The following is a 13,636-nucleotide window of genomic DNA, read 5'->3' on the forward strand; positions in this document are numbered from 1 at the left end:
CGCGTTGTCGCAATTCAGTGTGGTTGCCGTGCCGGTTGAAGACAATCGGACTTTGGTCCGATATCACATCGCCGCACCGAAAAGCACTCAAGGCGGCGAAGGGATGCCCAGCGCCGCCTGCACGGTTCTGATCAGCAGCGCGTCGTTGAATGGCTTGCGCAGATAGGCGGCCGCGCCGGACGCGAGCCCCTGTTCGCGCACGGCGACGTCGTCGTAGGCCGTGATCAGGATGACGGGCATGCCGCTCCCGGCGAGGCGCCGCTGCACCTCGAGGCCGTTGAGGCCGGGCATCTGGATGTCGAGAATCACGCAGGACGGTCGGTATGCCGGCATGGCCGCCAGCGCGTCGAGAAAATCGTCGCCGCTCAAGAACGTGTCCGAGCCGATACCGACGGAGCGCAACAGGCGCTTGATCGCCCGGCCAACCGATTCATCGTCGTCGACCACCGCAACGAATGGCTTGACGTTACCCATTGTGATCTTTCCGGATTCGGCAATTGACCGCGTCACTGCGATCCCGCAGATTGAGGCTATCAGCCGCGGGGCGAAACCGGTATAGGACTTTGGTCCACCGTTGCGATGGGCGTGTGCCGCACCTGTGCTCAGCGAAGTGCGCGGGCGTTCCGTGTCGCGCCGACACCGGCCTTGTCGGCGAGTCGCACCAGGTCCGCCAGCGACGCCGCCTCCATTTTTTCCATCACGCGTGCGCGGTGGATCTTGATCGTCTTCTCGGCGATGCCGAGATCGTCCGCGACCTGCTTGTTCAGGCGTCCGCTCACCACGAGCGCCATCACTTCCCGCTCGCGCGGCGTCAGGCGGTCCACGCGGGCCTGGATGGTCTCGAGTTCCCGGCGGTGCGCACCCATCTGCGTCGACCGTTCGAGCGCGCGCGCGATCGCGTCGAGGAGCACCGTGTCGCCGACCGGCTTCGGCAGGAAGTCGGTCGCGCCGGCTCTCATCGCGTCCACCGTCTTGCCGATGTCGCCGTGCCCCGTGACGAAGACGATCGGCAGCACCGCGTTCAGTACACGCTGCAGTTCGAGCCCGCTCACGTCGGGCAGTTCGAGGTCCAGCAGCAAGCACGCGGGGCAACCTGTCAGGTCGGCGCCGGTCAGGAACGCGCGCGCCGACTGGAACGACTCGGCACGATAACCGGCCGAACGCGCGAGCCGCGTCAGCGCGCGACACACCGATGGGTCGTCATCCACGACAAACACGATTCCGGCGGTGTCGTTCATGGTTCGCGACCCGCGCGGTCCGCGGCCGCGGCGTCCTCCGACGGCAATGCAACGTAGAACGATGCACCGCGTTCCGCATGGTTTTCCGCCCAGAGACGGCCGCCGTGCGCGCTGACGATCGTGCGGCTGATCGACAGGCCAAGCCCCAGTCCTTGCGGCTTCGACGTATAGAACGGCTTGAAGATCCGGTCGATCTGATCGACCGTCAGCCCGTGTCCCCGATCCCGTACGCCAATGCGCACCGTTGCGTCCGGCTCGGCCCACACGCGCACCGCGACGATCCGATCCGATGCGAACCCGTCGTGCACCGCATCGAACGCATTGAGCAGGAGATTGAGCACGACCTGTTGCAACTGCACCTTGTCGCCGCGCACGGCCGGCAGGTCGTCGTCGACTTCGAACGTCGTCCGCACGCCGCGCAGCATCGCATCGCTGTGCACGAGCAGCATGACGTCGCGGACGACGCCGCCGAGGTCGAGCGGCTGAAGGTCCACGTCGCCCTTGCGGACGAGCGCGCGCATCTTGCGGATGATTTCGCCTGCGCGACAGTTGTCCGCCACGATGTCTTTCAGCGTCTCGCGAATCTCGGACAGGTTGATCGGGTCCGCGTCCATGAAACGCTGCGCGGCCTGGGCATTGCTCAGGATCGCGGTGAGCGGCTGATTCAGTTCGTGCGCGAGCGATCCCGCCAGTTCGCCCAATGCCGAGATGCGGGTGAGATGCGCGAGCTCGCGCCGGTTGCGGTTCAGTTCGACCCGCTCGCTGCAATCGACGATCACCGCGAGCCGCGTCGGCATGCCATCGACGCGGCTCATGCTCGTCGTGACCTCGGCCGGGAATTCGCCGCCGTCGCGGCGCTTCGCGACGACCGTCTGCGTCATTTGACCGGCTGACGCCAGCGCATGCGGCATGACGGGCTCCCGTGCGTCGGGTGCCGTGTCCGCAAGCGATCCGGGAAACAGGTCGCGCTCCGATCTGCCGATCAGCTCGTCGGCGCGGTAGCCGAACATCGCCCTCGCCTGCGCATTCGCGAAACCGATCCCTGCCCGCACGTCGAAGCCGACAATGGCCACCGGCACGAGTTCGAGCGCATCGCGCACGGAAGCCGCCGTCTCCCGGCTGCCGCCCCCCGGCCTGAAGCGTTTGCCGAGCCACGGAATGTAGCCCGCCGCGCGGGTCGCGCGAAGCAGCGTTGGCGCGATGTGCCGACCGGACACCGACAGGATCCTGTCGCTGCGCCGTTTCCGGTGCGGCGCGGCGCAAGGCAGCGTGACGATCGCGCCGCATGCATCGGGTACCGGCGACGTCGGGACCGCCGGATCGGTTGCCGCGTCGCGCGATGAGGAACCTGGGCGGTGCCAGTTAAGTAACCGCCACACTAATGACGGCAGCCGATCCGCCAGAACGAGCCCGGTACGCAGCGTGGACAAAGCCATAGCCATGTTTCTCCGTGGCGACGCACGGGCAATCCGGCACCTGTCGAGCGTTCCTCGGTGCGCAACGGCGATGGCTGCGCGCGTGATCGATGCGACGAACCGGCAGCCTTAATGGCCTCAGCATGCCGGAATCCGGATCGACGTATTGATGATTTGGTCTCGCGCGACAGACCGCCTGGACATCGGCGTCAGGGGCCGCTATTCACGGCGCACCCGGAATCAATTCTAGGTATACGCGTGCATTGCATGCCAGTCCAACCAGAATAATTTGACGTTGACACGCGCACGATGCGCGGATTTTGTCTATGTAATCACTTCGACAGGATTCCTGCTAACGCATCAGTCGCGACACCGCCATCACATAAAGCGCCGACGCGGCCAGTTGACAAAGCGTGACAGGCAGCCCGAAGCGCAGGAACCGCGCGAACGTCACCGGCGTGCCGTTGCGCGCGCACACGCCAGCCGCGACGATGTTTGCGGACGCACCGATCAGCGTGGCGTTGCCGCCGAGCGTCGCGCCGAACATCATCGCGATGAACACCGGAATCGTCGCGGACGGCCATTGCGTGAAGTGCGCGGACAGCGCAGTCTCGGGCACGACCTCGGCCGCCACCAGATAGCCCTTGATCATCACGACGGACGCGGCGGCCACCGGCACGTTGGCGAGCAGGCTCGACAGGAAGCCGACCCCCGCGATCACCGTCAGCGCGACGAGCATCAACTGCGTGCCGAACAGGTCATGCAGCCGCAACGCCATCATCTGAAGCATGCCCGTCTTGACCGTCGCCTGAACGAGACAGAAGATGCTCGCCAGAAAGACGAGCGTCTTCCAGTCGACATCGCGCAACACGTTGTCGGTCGGCTCGATATGGGCCGCGAACCCGACGAGCAGCGCCAGCGCGCTGGCGATCAGCGCGGCGGCCGGCGGAACGATTGGCGCGGGCAAATGCTCGCCGAAGATGAACAGCATCACCATCGCGGCCAGCACGGCGAGCGTGATGCCCGCATAGATCGGCCGCGCAACGCGCGTCACCGTCTCGCGCGGCGGCAACGCGCGCCGCAGGTTCCATACGCGCGGCATCAGGCGGGGCAGCAGCGGCACGATGATCGCAAGCGCCATCATGCCACCGAGGCTCACGTGACGCAGATACGACGCGAACGTCATGCCGATCGAGCTGCCGACGAGGTAGGTCGCCGGATCGCCGACGAGCGTCAGCAGGCCGGCGGAATTGCTGACGATCGCAGTCAGGATCATCGGCTCGGCGATGTCCACGTCGAGCGCCTTCGCGACGCGAATGATGACAGGCGCGAGCAGTACGACCGTGGTCGCATTCGGCAGGACGGCGCACAAGGGCGCGACGATCGCGATCAGGAGCAGCAGGAAGCGCCGGCCGCTCCCGCCCGTCGCGTGCAGGTAGTAGTCGCCGAGCAGATCGAACACGCCCGTCGTGCCGAGGATGCGAGCGACGACCATGCCGCCGAACAACAGGCTCAGCGGCCCGTTCGAACTGCCGAACGCGGCGGCGATGTCCTGCGCGGTCAGGATGCCGAGCGCGACGAGCAGGCACGTGCCGACCAGCGCGGCGACCGCCATGTCGATCAGATTGAACGCGATGGCGAGAATGACCGCCGCGAAGACGGCCAGCGCGATGACGATCTGTACTTCGCTCATGCGTTGCCCCCTTCGCCTATCGCACCGGTGGCGCGACCATCAGGCCGCCAACGGACTCGAGCGCATTGAGCCCGCGCTCGAGTCCGAGCGGGCTGTGCTGCCCGAGATTGCGGTCGAACATTTCGCCGTAGTTGCCGGCGGCCTGCACGGCGCGCAGCATCCACCCGGATGTGACGCCGAGGTTGCGGTTGACCGCGTCGTCGGCGAGCAGCGCGGCCTGCACGGCGGCTTCGTGCGAACGCTGCGCCACGTTTGCCCGCGTGACGCCGAGCTGTTCGGCGCGCACCAGTGCGATCAGCACCCAGCGCACGAGCACGAACCACTTCGGGTCGTCGTCGCGTACGACGGGCCCGAGCGGCTCCTGCGAAATGCGTTCCGGCATGATCAGCCAGGATGACGCACCGCCGGGCGCGGTCAGGCGCGCGGCGCCGAGCTGCGACGCATCGCTCGTCCATGCGCGGCATCGTCCGGAGAACAAGGCAGTGCTCGCTTCGCCTGTCGATGCGACGACGACTGGCCGCAGGTTCAGGCCATGCGCCGCCGAATAAGCGGTCAGATGATCCCGGCTCGTCGTATCCTGCTTCACGCACACGAGCGCATCCTTGAGGTCGCCGGCTGTCCGCAGTCCGCCCTGCGTCCTGACCATGAACGCCTGACCGTCGTAGAAGAGCACACCGGCGAATTGCACACCGAGCGCGCCCTCGCGCAGCAGCGTCCAGGTCGTGTTGCGGGCAAGCAGGTCGATCGCGCCTTCGCGCAGTGCCGGGAAGCGCTCCGACGCGCGCAGCGGCACGAAGTCGACCTTGTTCGGGCTTCCGAGTGCCGCGGCCGCGACCGCACGGCAGAAATCGACGTCGATCCCGGTCCACGTGCCGGCCGCATCGCGCGCGGAAAACCCCCCGATGCCTTCGCTGACGCCACAGCGCAGCACGCCGCGCGCGCTTGCCTGCGCAAGCGTGGCACCATCCGCCGCACGCGCGCCGGGGAGCGCGACGATCAGCAGCGCGCAGGTCGCGACGATCCGTCCGAGCAATCGATCCACGCGCGTCATGTTTCTGCCCTTCTTCAAGTCGGCTGTCGGGCAACCGGGCCGTGCCCCTGTCAAAGCATCAACAGCGCCGCCGACGCCACGCATGTCGGGGCGATAGCGGCCAGAAGCAGCGCCCCCATGCTGACCGATTCGTCCGCAAAGCCGGCGCGGACGATGGCAATCCCTGCCGGGTTCGGCGCATTCGCGATGACGGTCAGACCGCCGCCGGCTACCGCGCCCGCGACGAGCAAGTATTTCGCCTGATCGGACATGCCCGTGATCAGCGATCCAAGGTACGTGATGGCTGCGTTGTCCATCACCGCCGTCAGGCCCAGCGCACCGACATACAGGACGTGGGCGTTCATCGATTCGACGATCGGTTGTAGCCACCACTGCTGCAGGCCACCCAGCACGACAAGGCCGCCCAGGAAGAACGCGACCAGCAGGCTCTCGCGCAACATCAAAGGCGACTGATACCGCTCGTAGGCCAGCGTGAAACCCAGAAAGAAGAGAAGCAGCCCCGCGAACAGCACCGGATGATGCGCGCAAAGCACGACCGCCGCCAGGAAACCGAAATGTATCAGCGTGACGCCCCAGGGTAGCGGCGCGGTATCGCGAACGTCGACATCACCGTCCGCGGCACTGGCCACCGGCAGCACGTGGCGCATCGCGACAAGCAGGCCCGTCGCGTTCACCAGCACGGCGATGGCCGCCTTCCAGCCGAACTGCATGGCCATGAAGGTGCTGTCCCAACTCCACGCCGAGGCGACCATCAGCACCGGCGGCGCCGCATAGGCGGTCAGTGTGCCGCCCACCGACACGTTGACGAGCAGCACGCCCAGCGCCAGATACTTCCAGCGCTCGCCGATCCGCGTGCAAAACAGGCGCGGCTTCAGAATCAGCGCCGCGAGCGTCATGGCAGCCGGTTCCGTGACAAGCGAGCCCAGCAGCGGAATCAGCGTCAGCGACAGCCAGATGACGGCGAGATCGGCCTCGACCGGCAGCACGCGCGCGATCCGCTGCACGAGCGACGTCATCACCTCGAGAATCGGCCGGCTCGCCGCGATCACCATGATGGCGAACACGAACATCGGCTCGGTGTACTCGCGCGATTCGGCATAGGTCACCGCGTGTTTCCATCCGGCCAGCATGCCGATCGCGAGCACCAGCACCATCGCCCAGAAGCCGAACACGACTTCCACTTCGCCGAGCAGATGGAACAAGCCTCCATGGTGCTCATGCCGGTGCGCGAGCCGCTCGAAGCGTTTCGCAAGGAACGTATGCAACAGCGCGCAAGCGAAGATGAACGCACCGGCAATCTCGATCGAATGTGGCATGGTCGCCCTCCCCGGGCGCTGCTAGCCGTAGAGCGGAAGCAGCAGGAACAGCTTGATGACGATTGCATTGGCGATGTCGATAAAGAACGCGCCAACCATCGGGACGACCAGAAAGGCCAGATGCGACGGCCCGAAGCGCGCGGTGATTGCCTGCATGTTGGCGATCGCCGTGGGCGTCGCGCCCAGTCCGAATCCGCAATGCCCGGCCGCCAGGACAGCCGCGTCGTAGTTGCGCCCCATCACGCGAAATGTGACGAAGATCGCGTACGCGGCAATGGCGAGCGCCTGTGCCGCCAGAATGACCACAACCGGCAGCGCGAGCGCGGCCATTTCCCACAAGCGCAGGCTCATCAGCGCCATCGCCAGGAATAGCGCGAGACTGACATTGCCGACCAGTTCGGCAGCACGCGCGAAGACCTGATACCAGCCGAAAAAAGACAGCAGGTTGCGCAGGACGACGCCGACAAACAGCACACACACGAACGCGGGCAATTCGAGTGCCGTTCCGTTGAGCCACGCACCGAGCGCCGAGCCCGCGGTGATGCAGATCGCCACGAGCGCAAGCGTCTCGATGAAGGTGTCGGGGGTGATCAGCCGCACCGCCTTGGGTTGCTCGAAGCCGATGGCATCCTCGGCAGCGGGCGCGGCGGCATGGCCGGCAAGCTTGTGACGGCTGATCAGCAGCCGGGCAACGGGCCCGCCGACCAGACCGCCGAGGACCAGGCCGAATGTCGCACACGCGATCGCGATTTCCGTGGCCGACTCGAGTCCATGACGCTCCGCGAACACGCGGCTCCACGCCGCGCCGGTCCCATGACCGCCTGACAGCGTGATCGAGCCACCCAGCAGGCCGATCAGTGGATCGAGGCCGAGCGTCTTCGCCAATGCGATGCCCAGCGCATCCTGCATGACCAGTTGCCCGACAACGACTGCCAGAAAGATGGCCAGCGAGCGTCCGCCGGCCTTCAGACTGGCAAGGTCGGCGCCGAGGCCGATCGTCGCGAAGAACGCGAGCATCAACGGGGTCTGTTGAACGGTATCGAAACGGATTTCGACATCTGCCGCGATTCGCAGCACGAAAACCAGCAGCGCGACGATCAGGCCGCCGACAACCGGCTCCGGGATGGTGTAGGCCTGAAGCACCGGCGCGCGGAGGATGATCCGGCGGCCGGCAAGCAGGACAAGGGACGCGGCGACCAGGGTTTCCAGCGAGTTCAGGTTGACCATGTTCTTGCCCCGGGATGACGTCGGCCGGCGGTCCGGCGCGATGGCGCATGGGCCCGGCACCCGGCCCGCCACGCGCGGCCGACCGGGGATCGACGGTTGGATTCCCTCGCGAATATAGTATCGAATCGCCGATCGCCAAATGACAATAGGCCCTTGGTCCCATGCCCGGCGGTCGTTCCGGCGACACGCATCCGACAGGACTTTTACCTCGGAAGAATGCGGCGGCTTGCGGTCGTCCGATCGCGGCGTAGAATCGGGATGCATCGCGCCGTGCTGCCCGAACGTTGCTCATGCCCGCGCTTGCGGTGGCCGCGTCGAGCCGCGGCCGAACCGGACGCCGCGTCGGCGAATGGCTCCCTCCCCGGCCGGTCTTCCGAAAGGACCGTCACGATCATGCAGAACGCACCGATGCATGTGCTGTTGCCCGACGCGCTGGTCGTGCTCGCCATCGTGATCGCCTCCCGGGTCGGGGACTTCAGTTCCGAAGCAACGAACCGGCGCCTGACTTACCTCATCGCGCTCCTGTCATCGACCGCGTCGGGCGTGTGGTTCGCGGTGCAGGCGCTCGACCCGCAGCAGTACTACTTCTTCTCGCGGATGATCGTCGTCGATCCGTTCGCCAGTGTGATGAAGGCAGTCGTATCGCTCGGTTTCGCCGTCACGCTCGTCTATTCGCGCCGATACCTCGAAGAGCACGACCTGTTTCGCGATCACGTGTTCCTGCTCGCCATGTTCTCGCTGCTCGGCCAGTTGATCATGATCTCGGGCAACCACTTCCTGATGCTGTACCTCGGTCTCGAACTGATGTCGTTGCCGCTGTACGCGATGGTCGCGTTGCGCCAGGACGTCGCGAAATCGAGCGAAGCAGCGATGAAGTACTACGTGCTGGGTGCGCTGGCGACGGGTTTCTTGCTGTACGGCATCTCGATGCTCTACGGCGCGACCGGTTCGCTCGAACTGAACGACGTGCTGAAGATAGCGGCGTCAGGCCACGTCAACCGCGCGGTGCTGCTGCTCGGTGTCGTATTCATCGTCGCGGGCGTGGCATTCAAGATGGGCGCGGCGCCATTCCACATGTGGGTGCCGGACGTCTACCACGGTGCACCGACCGCGATGACGCTGTTCGTCGGTGGCGGTCCGAAGGTTGCCGCGTTCGCGTGGGGCCTGCGCTTCCTGGTGATGGGCCTGCTGCCGCTCGCGACCCACTGGCAGGCGATGCTGGTGATCCTCGCAGTGCTGTCGCTGATCGTCGGCAACATCACGGGTATCGTCCAGCGCAACATCAAGCGGATGCTCGCGTACTCGGCGATCTCGAACATGGGCTTCGTGCTGCTCGGCCTGCTGGCGGGCGTCGTCAACGGGGATCCAGCCGGCGCGGCGAACGCTTACAGTTCGGCGATGTTCTATACGATCGTTTACTTGATCACGACGCTAGGTTCGTTCGGTGTGGTGATGCTGCTGGCACGCCGCGACTTCGAAGCGGAAATGATTGATGACTTCAAGGGCCTCAACAAGCGCAGCCCGGTGTTCGCGTTCGTGATGATGGTGACGATGTTCTCGTTCGCGGGCATCCCGCCGACCGTCGGCTTCTACGCGAAGCTCGCAGTGCTCGAGGCGACGGTCAACGCGGGCCTCACGTGGCTCGCCGTGCTGGCCGTGATCACGTCGTTGTTCGGCGCGTTCTTCTATGTGCGTATCGTCAAGCTGATCTACTTCGACGTGCCGCCGGACATGGCGCCGATCCCGGACGGTGCGCTCAACCGCACGGTGCTTGCGCTGAACGGCGTGGCGGTGCTGGTGCTCGGCATTATTCCGGGGCCGCTGATGGGGGGCTGCCTGAAAGCGATCTCGCACACGCTGACGCTCTGATTCGATCATGAACAGGATTTGACTGACATGACTATCACCATCCGAAAACGCCACCGCTCACGGCCGCACCAGATCGCCTCGCTTGCCCCGCGTCTCGACCGGCCAGTCTGACAGGAGACAGCCGCCCCTCCCCGCATTTGTTCCCGCGACGCAAGACTGTTGCTCCACGGTGGGTGTTCGAAATCGTGATCGGCGCGCCTACAGTTTGCCCATCGGATTCATCGATCCGGTCGGCGCTGAAGCCGAACACCATTCACCTATCGAGGCACATCATGAGCGCATCCAAAGTCATCATCGTCACCGGCGCATCGCAAGGCATCGGCGCGGAAGCGGTCAACGCATTCCGGGCCCGCGGCCATCGCGTCGTCGCGACTTCCCGTTCGATCGGACCGTCGAACGACCCCGATCTCGTCACCGTCGCGGGCGACATTGGCGATCCGGCCGTCGCGCGACGCGTGATCGATGCCGCGATCGAACGCTTCGGCCGCGTCGACACGCTCGTCAACAACGCAGGCGTGTTCATCGCGAAGCCGTTCACGCAGTACACCGCGGACGACTATGCGCAGATCACGAGCGTCAACCTGAACGGGTTCTTCCACATCACGCAGCGCGCGGTCGACGCAATGCAAAAGCATGGCGGCGGCCACGTGGTCAGCATCACGACCAGCCTCATCGATCACGCAAACAGCAACGTGCCGTCGGTGCTTGCGTCGCTGACGAAGGGCGGCCTGAATGCGGCAACGAAGTCGCTCGCGATCGAGTATGCGAAGGCCGGTATTCGCGTGAATGCGGTGTCGCCCGGCATCATCAAGTCGCCGATGCACGTGCCTGAAACGCATGCGACGCTCGCGTCGCTGCACCCGGTCGGCCGCATGGGCGAGATGAGCGACATCGTCGACGCGATCCTTTATCTGGACTCGGCGCCGTTCGTCACGGGCGAGATCCTGCATGTCGACGGCGGCCAGAGCGCCGGGCATTGAGCATGGGCATCGAAAGAGCGAGCCGGCGTGCCTATCGCGAAGCGGCGGCTCGTTTGGCGCGTGTGCCGCCCGCCTGCTTGCCGGGCGTACGCGCCAGATGCTCGATGAGAAAATCGACAAACACGCGCACGCGCGACGACAGGAAGCGTGCATGCGGGTACAGCAGCATGAACGGCCGCGACCGGCCGCCCAGGCCGGGCAACAGCTCCACGAGCGTGCCGGCGTGCAGATCCTGCTCGACGATGAAGCGGTAGGTCTGGAACAGGCCCGCGCCGCTGCGCGCAAGCGTCACGCCGGCGAGGACGTCGCCCGATACGCCGTAGCTGCCGGTCGTCGCGACCTCGATCTCGCCCGACCCGTCGTCGAACAGCCACGGAACCGGCCGTCCGTTGCTCGGCAGCTCGAACTGGATGCATTCGTGCTCATTCAAGTCGTCGATGGCGGTCGGCATGCCCGCGCGCTCCAGATAGCCGGGCGTCGCGACGACCACGAGTTCCGCGTCTTCCAGCTTGCGCGCGACCAGGTTCGAATCGGCCGGCGCGCGTCCGCGGATCGCGAGATCGAAGCCTTCCTCGGCGAAGTCGATGTTGCGGTTGCTCAGGTGGGTGTCGACGCGTACGTCCGGATACTGCTCGCGAAACGCGGGCAGTAGCGGCAGCACGCGATAGTGCCCGTACGGCGTCGGCATGCTGATCCGGAGCACGCCGGCGGGCGTCGCCTGCTGGCCGGTCGCTTCGCGTTCCGCGTCGACGAGCTGCGACAGCGCATCGCGACATTGCTCGAAATAGCGCCGGCCGGAATCGGTCAGGCGGATCTGCCGTGTCGTGCGCACGAACAGCCGCACGCCGAGCCGCTCCTCGAGCCGCGCGACCGACCGGCTGACCGCGGCCGGCGTGACGCTTGCCGCGGTTGCAGCAAGCGTGAAGCTGCCGAGTTCGGCGGCGAGACAGAACAGCTCGATGCTGCCCAGCAGCAGATCGTCGAATTTTCGTTGCATGGGGCGGCTCCTGCCGTCTTCGGCGTGTGGCGCGCGATGGAGCAACGAGTGTGCATGAATATCGCGCGGGAAACCAGTGAGCGAGCGTGGGCGGACGCGGCCCGCTCAGGAGCGTTGCGCGCGATGCGCGATTCGTTACACCGCGTCGTGAATCAATTGCGCCGCCGACATTTACCGGCCGCGGCCGCATGACTAGAGTGACTGACAGGCAATACCGATCGCCCGATCCATTTTCCAGCCAGGAGAACGACATGACCATCGAACGGAAGCTGGCCGAACTCGGCCTCGCGTTACCCGAACCGCCGAATCCGCTCGGCAGCTATACGGCCGTCAGCGAAGCCGGCAACCTGCTGTTCGTCTCGGGACAACTGCCGCTCGTCGACGGCAGCGTCGCCTATACCGGCCGTGTCGGCGAGCAGTTGAGCGTCGACGAAGGCCGGCATGCCGCCCGGCTTGCGGCGCTGAACGTGCTCGCCCAGATCCGCCGGCATCTGGGCGGCTTCGAGCGCCTGCGCAAGATCGTGCGCATCGAAGGGCACGTGAGCTCGGCCGACGGTTTTTACGGGCAGCCGGCCGTGATCGATGGCGCGTCGGACCTGTTCGCCGCCGTGCTGGGCAGCAAGGCGGGACACGCGCGCTCGGCGTTCTCCCAGCGCCAGTTGCCGGCCGACGCGGCCGTCATCCTCGTCGCGATCGCCGAGATCGACCCGGCGTGACGTATCGGCCGCCCCGCGGGGCGGCAATTCATCCCGGCGGGCGTTTCCGCCCGCCCTGCCCGGGATTCGGTGCCTTCCCCGACATCTCGAATATCAGGGTTCGATCGTCCGTCAGCCTTGCCCGGCAACGCCGGACACGTTCCAGATACATTGAAATACAAAATATCGGATGCGATTTAATCGAATGCGCTTGACGTAAGCGATCGCCAGGAAGAAACTGCATCGCATGCGATCGAATCGCATCTGAGACAAACCAGCTAACCGACGGAGCAAATGATGAGCAAGATCGAAAAAGTGCTGTACACGGGCAAGACGCATACGACTTCGGGCGGCCGCGACGGCGCGGCTCGCAGTGCCGACGGCCGCCTCGACATCCAGTTGTCGTCGCCGGGCAGCGCCGGCACCGGCACCAACCCGGAACAACTGTTCGCGGCCGGCTGGTCGGCCTGCTTCATCGGCGCGATGCAGCTCGCGGCGCGCGCGGCGAAGGTGACGCTGCCGGCCGATCTCGCCGTCGACGCCGAAGTGGATCTCGGCACGGCCGGCAACGCGTACTTCCTGCGGGCCCGGCTGAACGTGAGCGTGCCGGGGCTCGATCGCGACGTCGCGCAGCACATCGTCGATGCCGCGCACCAGACCTGCCCGTATTCGAAGGCGACGCGCGGCAACATCGACGTCGAAATCCGTATCGCGTGAACGTTGCATCGGGCGGCCGATCGCCGCCCTTACGAATTCCCGACTTCCTGTCTTTCTTTTCGAGGTGAATGATGAAAACCCAATTGATCGCTGCCCTTCTCGTGGCCGTTTCCGCTTCCGCTGCAGCCCCGGCATTTGCCGACGAAGCTGTCGTGTCCCGCGCGCAAGTGCGTGCCGAGCTCGTTCAGCTCGCACAAGCCGGTTATCAACCGGGCCGCGCGAACGATCCGCACTACCTGGACGACCTGCAGGCCGCATTGACGCGCGTTCACGCAAACGACGCCGTGGCGGCCGATACGGCGGCATCCGGTTATGGCCGCGATGCCGACGCCGCCGCGCAGTCGGGTAGCCGGCCCGCGATGCGGATCGCCGAGCGCTCGATCTACTTCGGTCATTGAATGAAACCGCGAACGGCGCCGATGGTCGGCGTGCGGTACG

Annotated in this window: 13 protein-coding genes; 5 read left to right on the plus strand and 8 right to left on the minus strand. The window is 65.8% G+C overall.

All coding sequences use genetic code 11. The features are described 5' to 3' along the window. Positions 1 to 87: 87 nt before the first annotated feature. From BFF94_RS13350 to gltS, 7 genes are all read right to left on the minus strand, one after another. Positions 88 to 474, minus strand: coding sequence for a response regulator transcription factor (locus BFF94_RS13350; protein ID WP_128842656.1), 387 nt, complete (start codon positions 472 to 474; stop codon positions 88 to 90). Positions 475 to 602: 128 nt separating this feature from the next. Beyond that, entirely contained in the window at positions 603 to 1,238 is a 636-nt protein-coding gene (locus BFF94_RS13355; protein WP_128842657.1) for a response regulator transcription factor, read from the minus strand. Next, positions 1,235 to 2,455, minus strand: coding sequence for a sensor histidine kinase (locus BFF94_RS13360; protein ID WP_158061917.1), 1,221 nt, complete (start codon positions 2,453 to 2,455; stop codon positions 1,235 to 1,237). Before BFF94_RS13360 ends, BFF94_RS13355 begins: the two co-directional genes overlap by 4 nt. A gap of 550 nt (positions 2,456 to 3,005) precedes the next feature. Further along, a complete protein-coding gene (locus BFF94_RS13365) occupies positions 3,006 to 4,346 on the minus strand; it encodes an ArsB/NhaD family transporter (RefSeq protein WP_128842659.1) in 1,341 nt (446 codons plus the stop codon). Positions 4,347 to 4,362: 16 nt separating this feature from the next. Next, the gene (locus BFF94_RS13370) at positions 4,363 to 5,415 is read right to left on the minus strand and encodes an amino acid ABC transporter substrate-binding protein (protein ID WP_246637294.1); all 1,053 of its coding nucleotides are present in this window, start codon (positions 5,413 to 5,415) and stop codon (positions 4,363 to 4,365) included. Positions 5,416 to 5,447: 32 nt separating this feature from the next. Next, positions 5,448 to 6,713, minus strand: coding sequence for a putative Na+/H+ antiporter (locus BFF94_RS13375; RefSeq protein ID WP_128842661.1), 1,266 nt, complete (start codon positions 6,711 to 6,713; stop codon positions 5,448 to 5,450). A gap of 21 nt (positions 6,714 to 6,734) precedes the next feature. Beyond that, positions 6,735 to 7,940: a sodium/glutamate symporter gene (gene gltS, locus BFF94_RS13380; RefSeq protein ID WP_128842662.1), complete on the minus strand. Its 1,206-nt coding sequence runs from the start codon at positions 7,938 to 7,940 to the stop codon at positions 6,735 to 6,737. Positions 7,941 to 8,333: 393 nt separating this feature from the next. Between gltS and nuoN the strand changes: the two genes are divergently transcribed. Further along, the gene (gene nuoN, locus BFF94_RS13385; protein ID WP_128842663.1) at positions 8,334 to 9,809 is read left to right on the plus strand and encodes an NADH-quinone oxidoreductase subunit NuoN; all 1,476 of its coding nucleotides are present in this window, start codon (positions 8,334 to 8,336) and stop codon (positions 9,807 to 9,809) included. Positions 9,810 to 10,081: 272 nt separating this feature from the next. Then, complete coding sequence (locus tag BFF94_RS13390) at positions 10,082 to 10,789, plus strand: SDR family NAD(P)-dependent oxidoreductase (protein ID WP_128842664.1); 708 nt, start codon at positions 10,082 to 10,084, stop codon at positions 10,787 to 10,789. Between the two features lie 31 nt (positions 10,790 to 10,820). Here BFF94_RS13390 and BFF94_RS13395 read toward each other — a convergent pair whose 3' ends face one another. After that, complete coding sequence (locus tag BFF94_RS13395) at positions 10,821 to 11,786, minus strand: LysR family transcriptional regulator (RefSeq protein WP_128842665.1); 966 nt, start codon at positions 11,784 to 11,786, stop codon at positions 10,821 to 10,823. Between the two features lie 251 nt (positions 11,787 to 12,037). Here BFF94_RS13395 and BFF94_RS13400 point away from each other — a divergent pair, with 251 nt between their 5' ends. From BFF94_RS13400 to BFF94_RS13410, 3 genes are all read left to right on the plus strand, one after another. Beyond that, positions 12,038 to 12,502 carry a RidA family protein gene (locus tag BFF94_RS13400; RefSeq protein WP_128842666.1) on the plus strand — a complete coding sequence of 155 codons (465 nt, stop codon included), beginning with the start codon at positions 12,038 to 12,040 and terminating at the stop codon, positions 12,500 to 12,502. A gap of 276 nt (positions 12,503 to 12,778) precedes the next feature. Next, positions 12,779 to 13,198: an organic hydroperoxide resistance protein gene (locus tag BFF94_RS13405; protein WP_128842668.1), complete on the plus strand. Its 420-nt coding sequence runs from the start codon at positions 12,779 to 12,781 to the stop codon at positions 13,196 to 13,198. A 71-nt stretch (positions 13,199 to 13,269) separates the two neighbouring features. Continuing rightward, positions 13,270 to 13,596, plus strand: a complete 327-nt coding sequence (locus BFF94_RS13410) for a DUF4148 domain-containing protein (RefSeq protein WP_128842669.1) — start codon at positions 13,270 to 13,272, stop codon at positions 13,594 to 13,596. Positions 13,597 to 13,636: the final 40 nt, after the last annotated feature.

This window comes from Burkholderia catarinensis (assembly GCF_001883705.2).
GTDB lineage: Bacteria > Pseudomonadota > Gammaproteobacteria > Burkholderiales > Burkholderiaceae > Burkholderia > Burkholderia catarinensis.

What these genes read in the sequence shown, in the direction of transcription:
- gltS (WP_128842662.1), bottom strand. Translation starts at nt 7,940, where the DNA reads ATGGTCAACCTGAACTCGCTGGAAACCCTGGTCGCCGCGTCCCTTGTC.
- nuoN (WP_128842663.1), top strand. Translation starts at nt 8,334, where the DNA reads ATGCAGAACGCACCGATGCATGTGCTGTTGCCCGACGCGCTGGTCGTG.
- BFF94_RS13400 (WP_128842666.1), top strand. Translation starts at nt 12,038, where the DNA reads ATGACCATCGAACGGAAGCTGGCCGAACTCGGCCTCGCGTTACCCGAA.
- BFF94_RS13375 (WP_128842661.1), bottom strand. Translation starts at nt 6,713, where the DNA reads ATGCCACATTCGATCGAGATTGCCGGTGCGTTCATCTTCGCTTGCGCG.
- BFF94_RS13410 (WP_128842669.1), top strand. Translation starts at nt 13,270, where the DNA reads ATGAAAACCCAATTGATCGCTGCCCTTCTCGTGGCCGTTTCCGCTTCC.
- BFF94_RS13350 (WP_128842656.1), bottom strand. Translation starts at nt 474, where the DNA reads ATGGGTAACGTCAAGCCATTCGTTGCGGTGGTCGACGACGATGAATCG.
- BFF94_RS13355 (WP_128842657.1), bottom strand. Translation starts at nt 1,238, where the DNA reads ATGAACGACACCGCCGGAATCGTGTTTGTCGTGGATGACGACCCATCG.
- BFF94_RS13405 (WP_128842668.1), top strand. Translation starts at nt 12,779, where the DNA reads ATGAGCAAGATCGAAAAAGTGCTGTACACGGGCAAGACGCATACGACT.
- BFF94_RS13390 (WP_128842664.1), top strand. Translation starts at nt 10,082, where the DNA reads ATGAGCGCATCCAAAGTCATCATCGTCACCGGCGCATCGCAAGGCATC.
- BFF94_RS13395 (WP_128842665.1), bottom strand. Translation starts at nt 11,786, where the DNA reads ATGCAACGAAAATTCGACGATCTGCTGCTGGGCAGCATCGAGCTGTTC.
- BFF94_RS13365 (WP_128842659.1), bottom strand. Translation starts at nt 4,346, where the DNA reads ATGAGCGAAGTACAGATCGTCATCGCGCTGGCCGTCTTCGCGGCGGTC.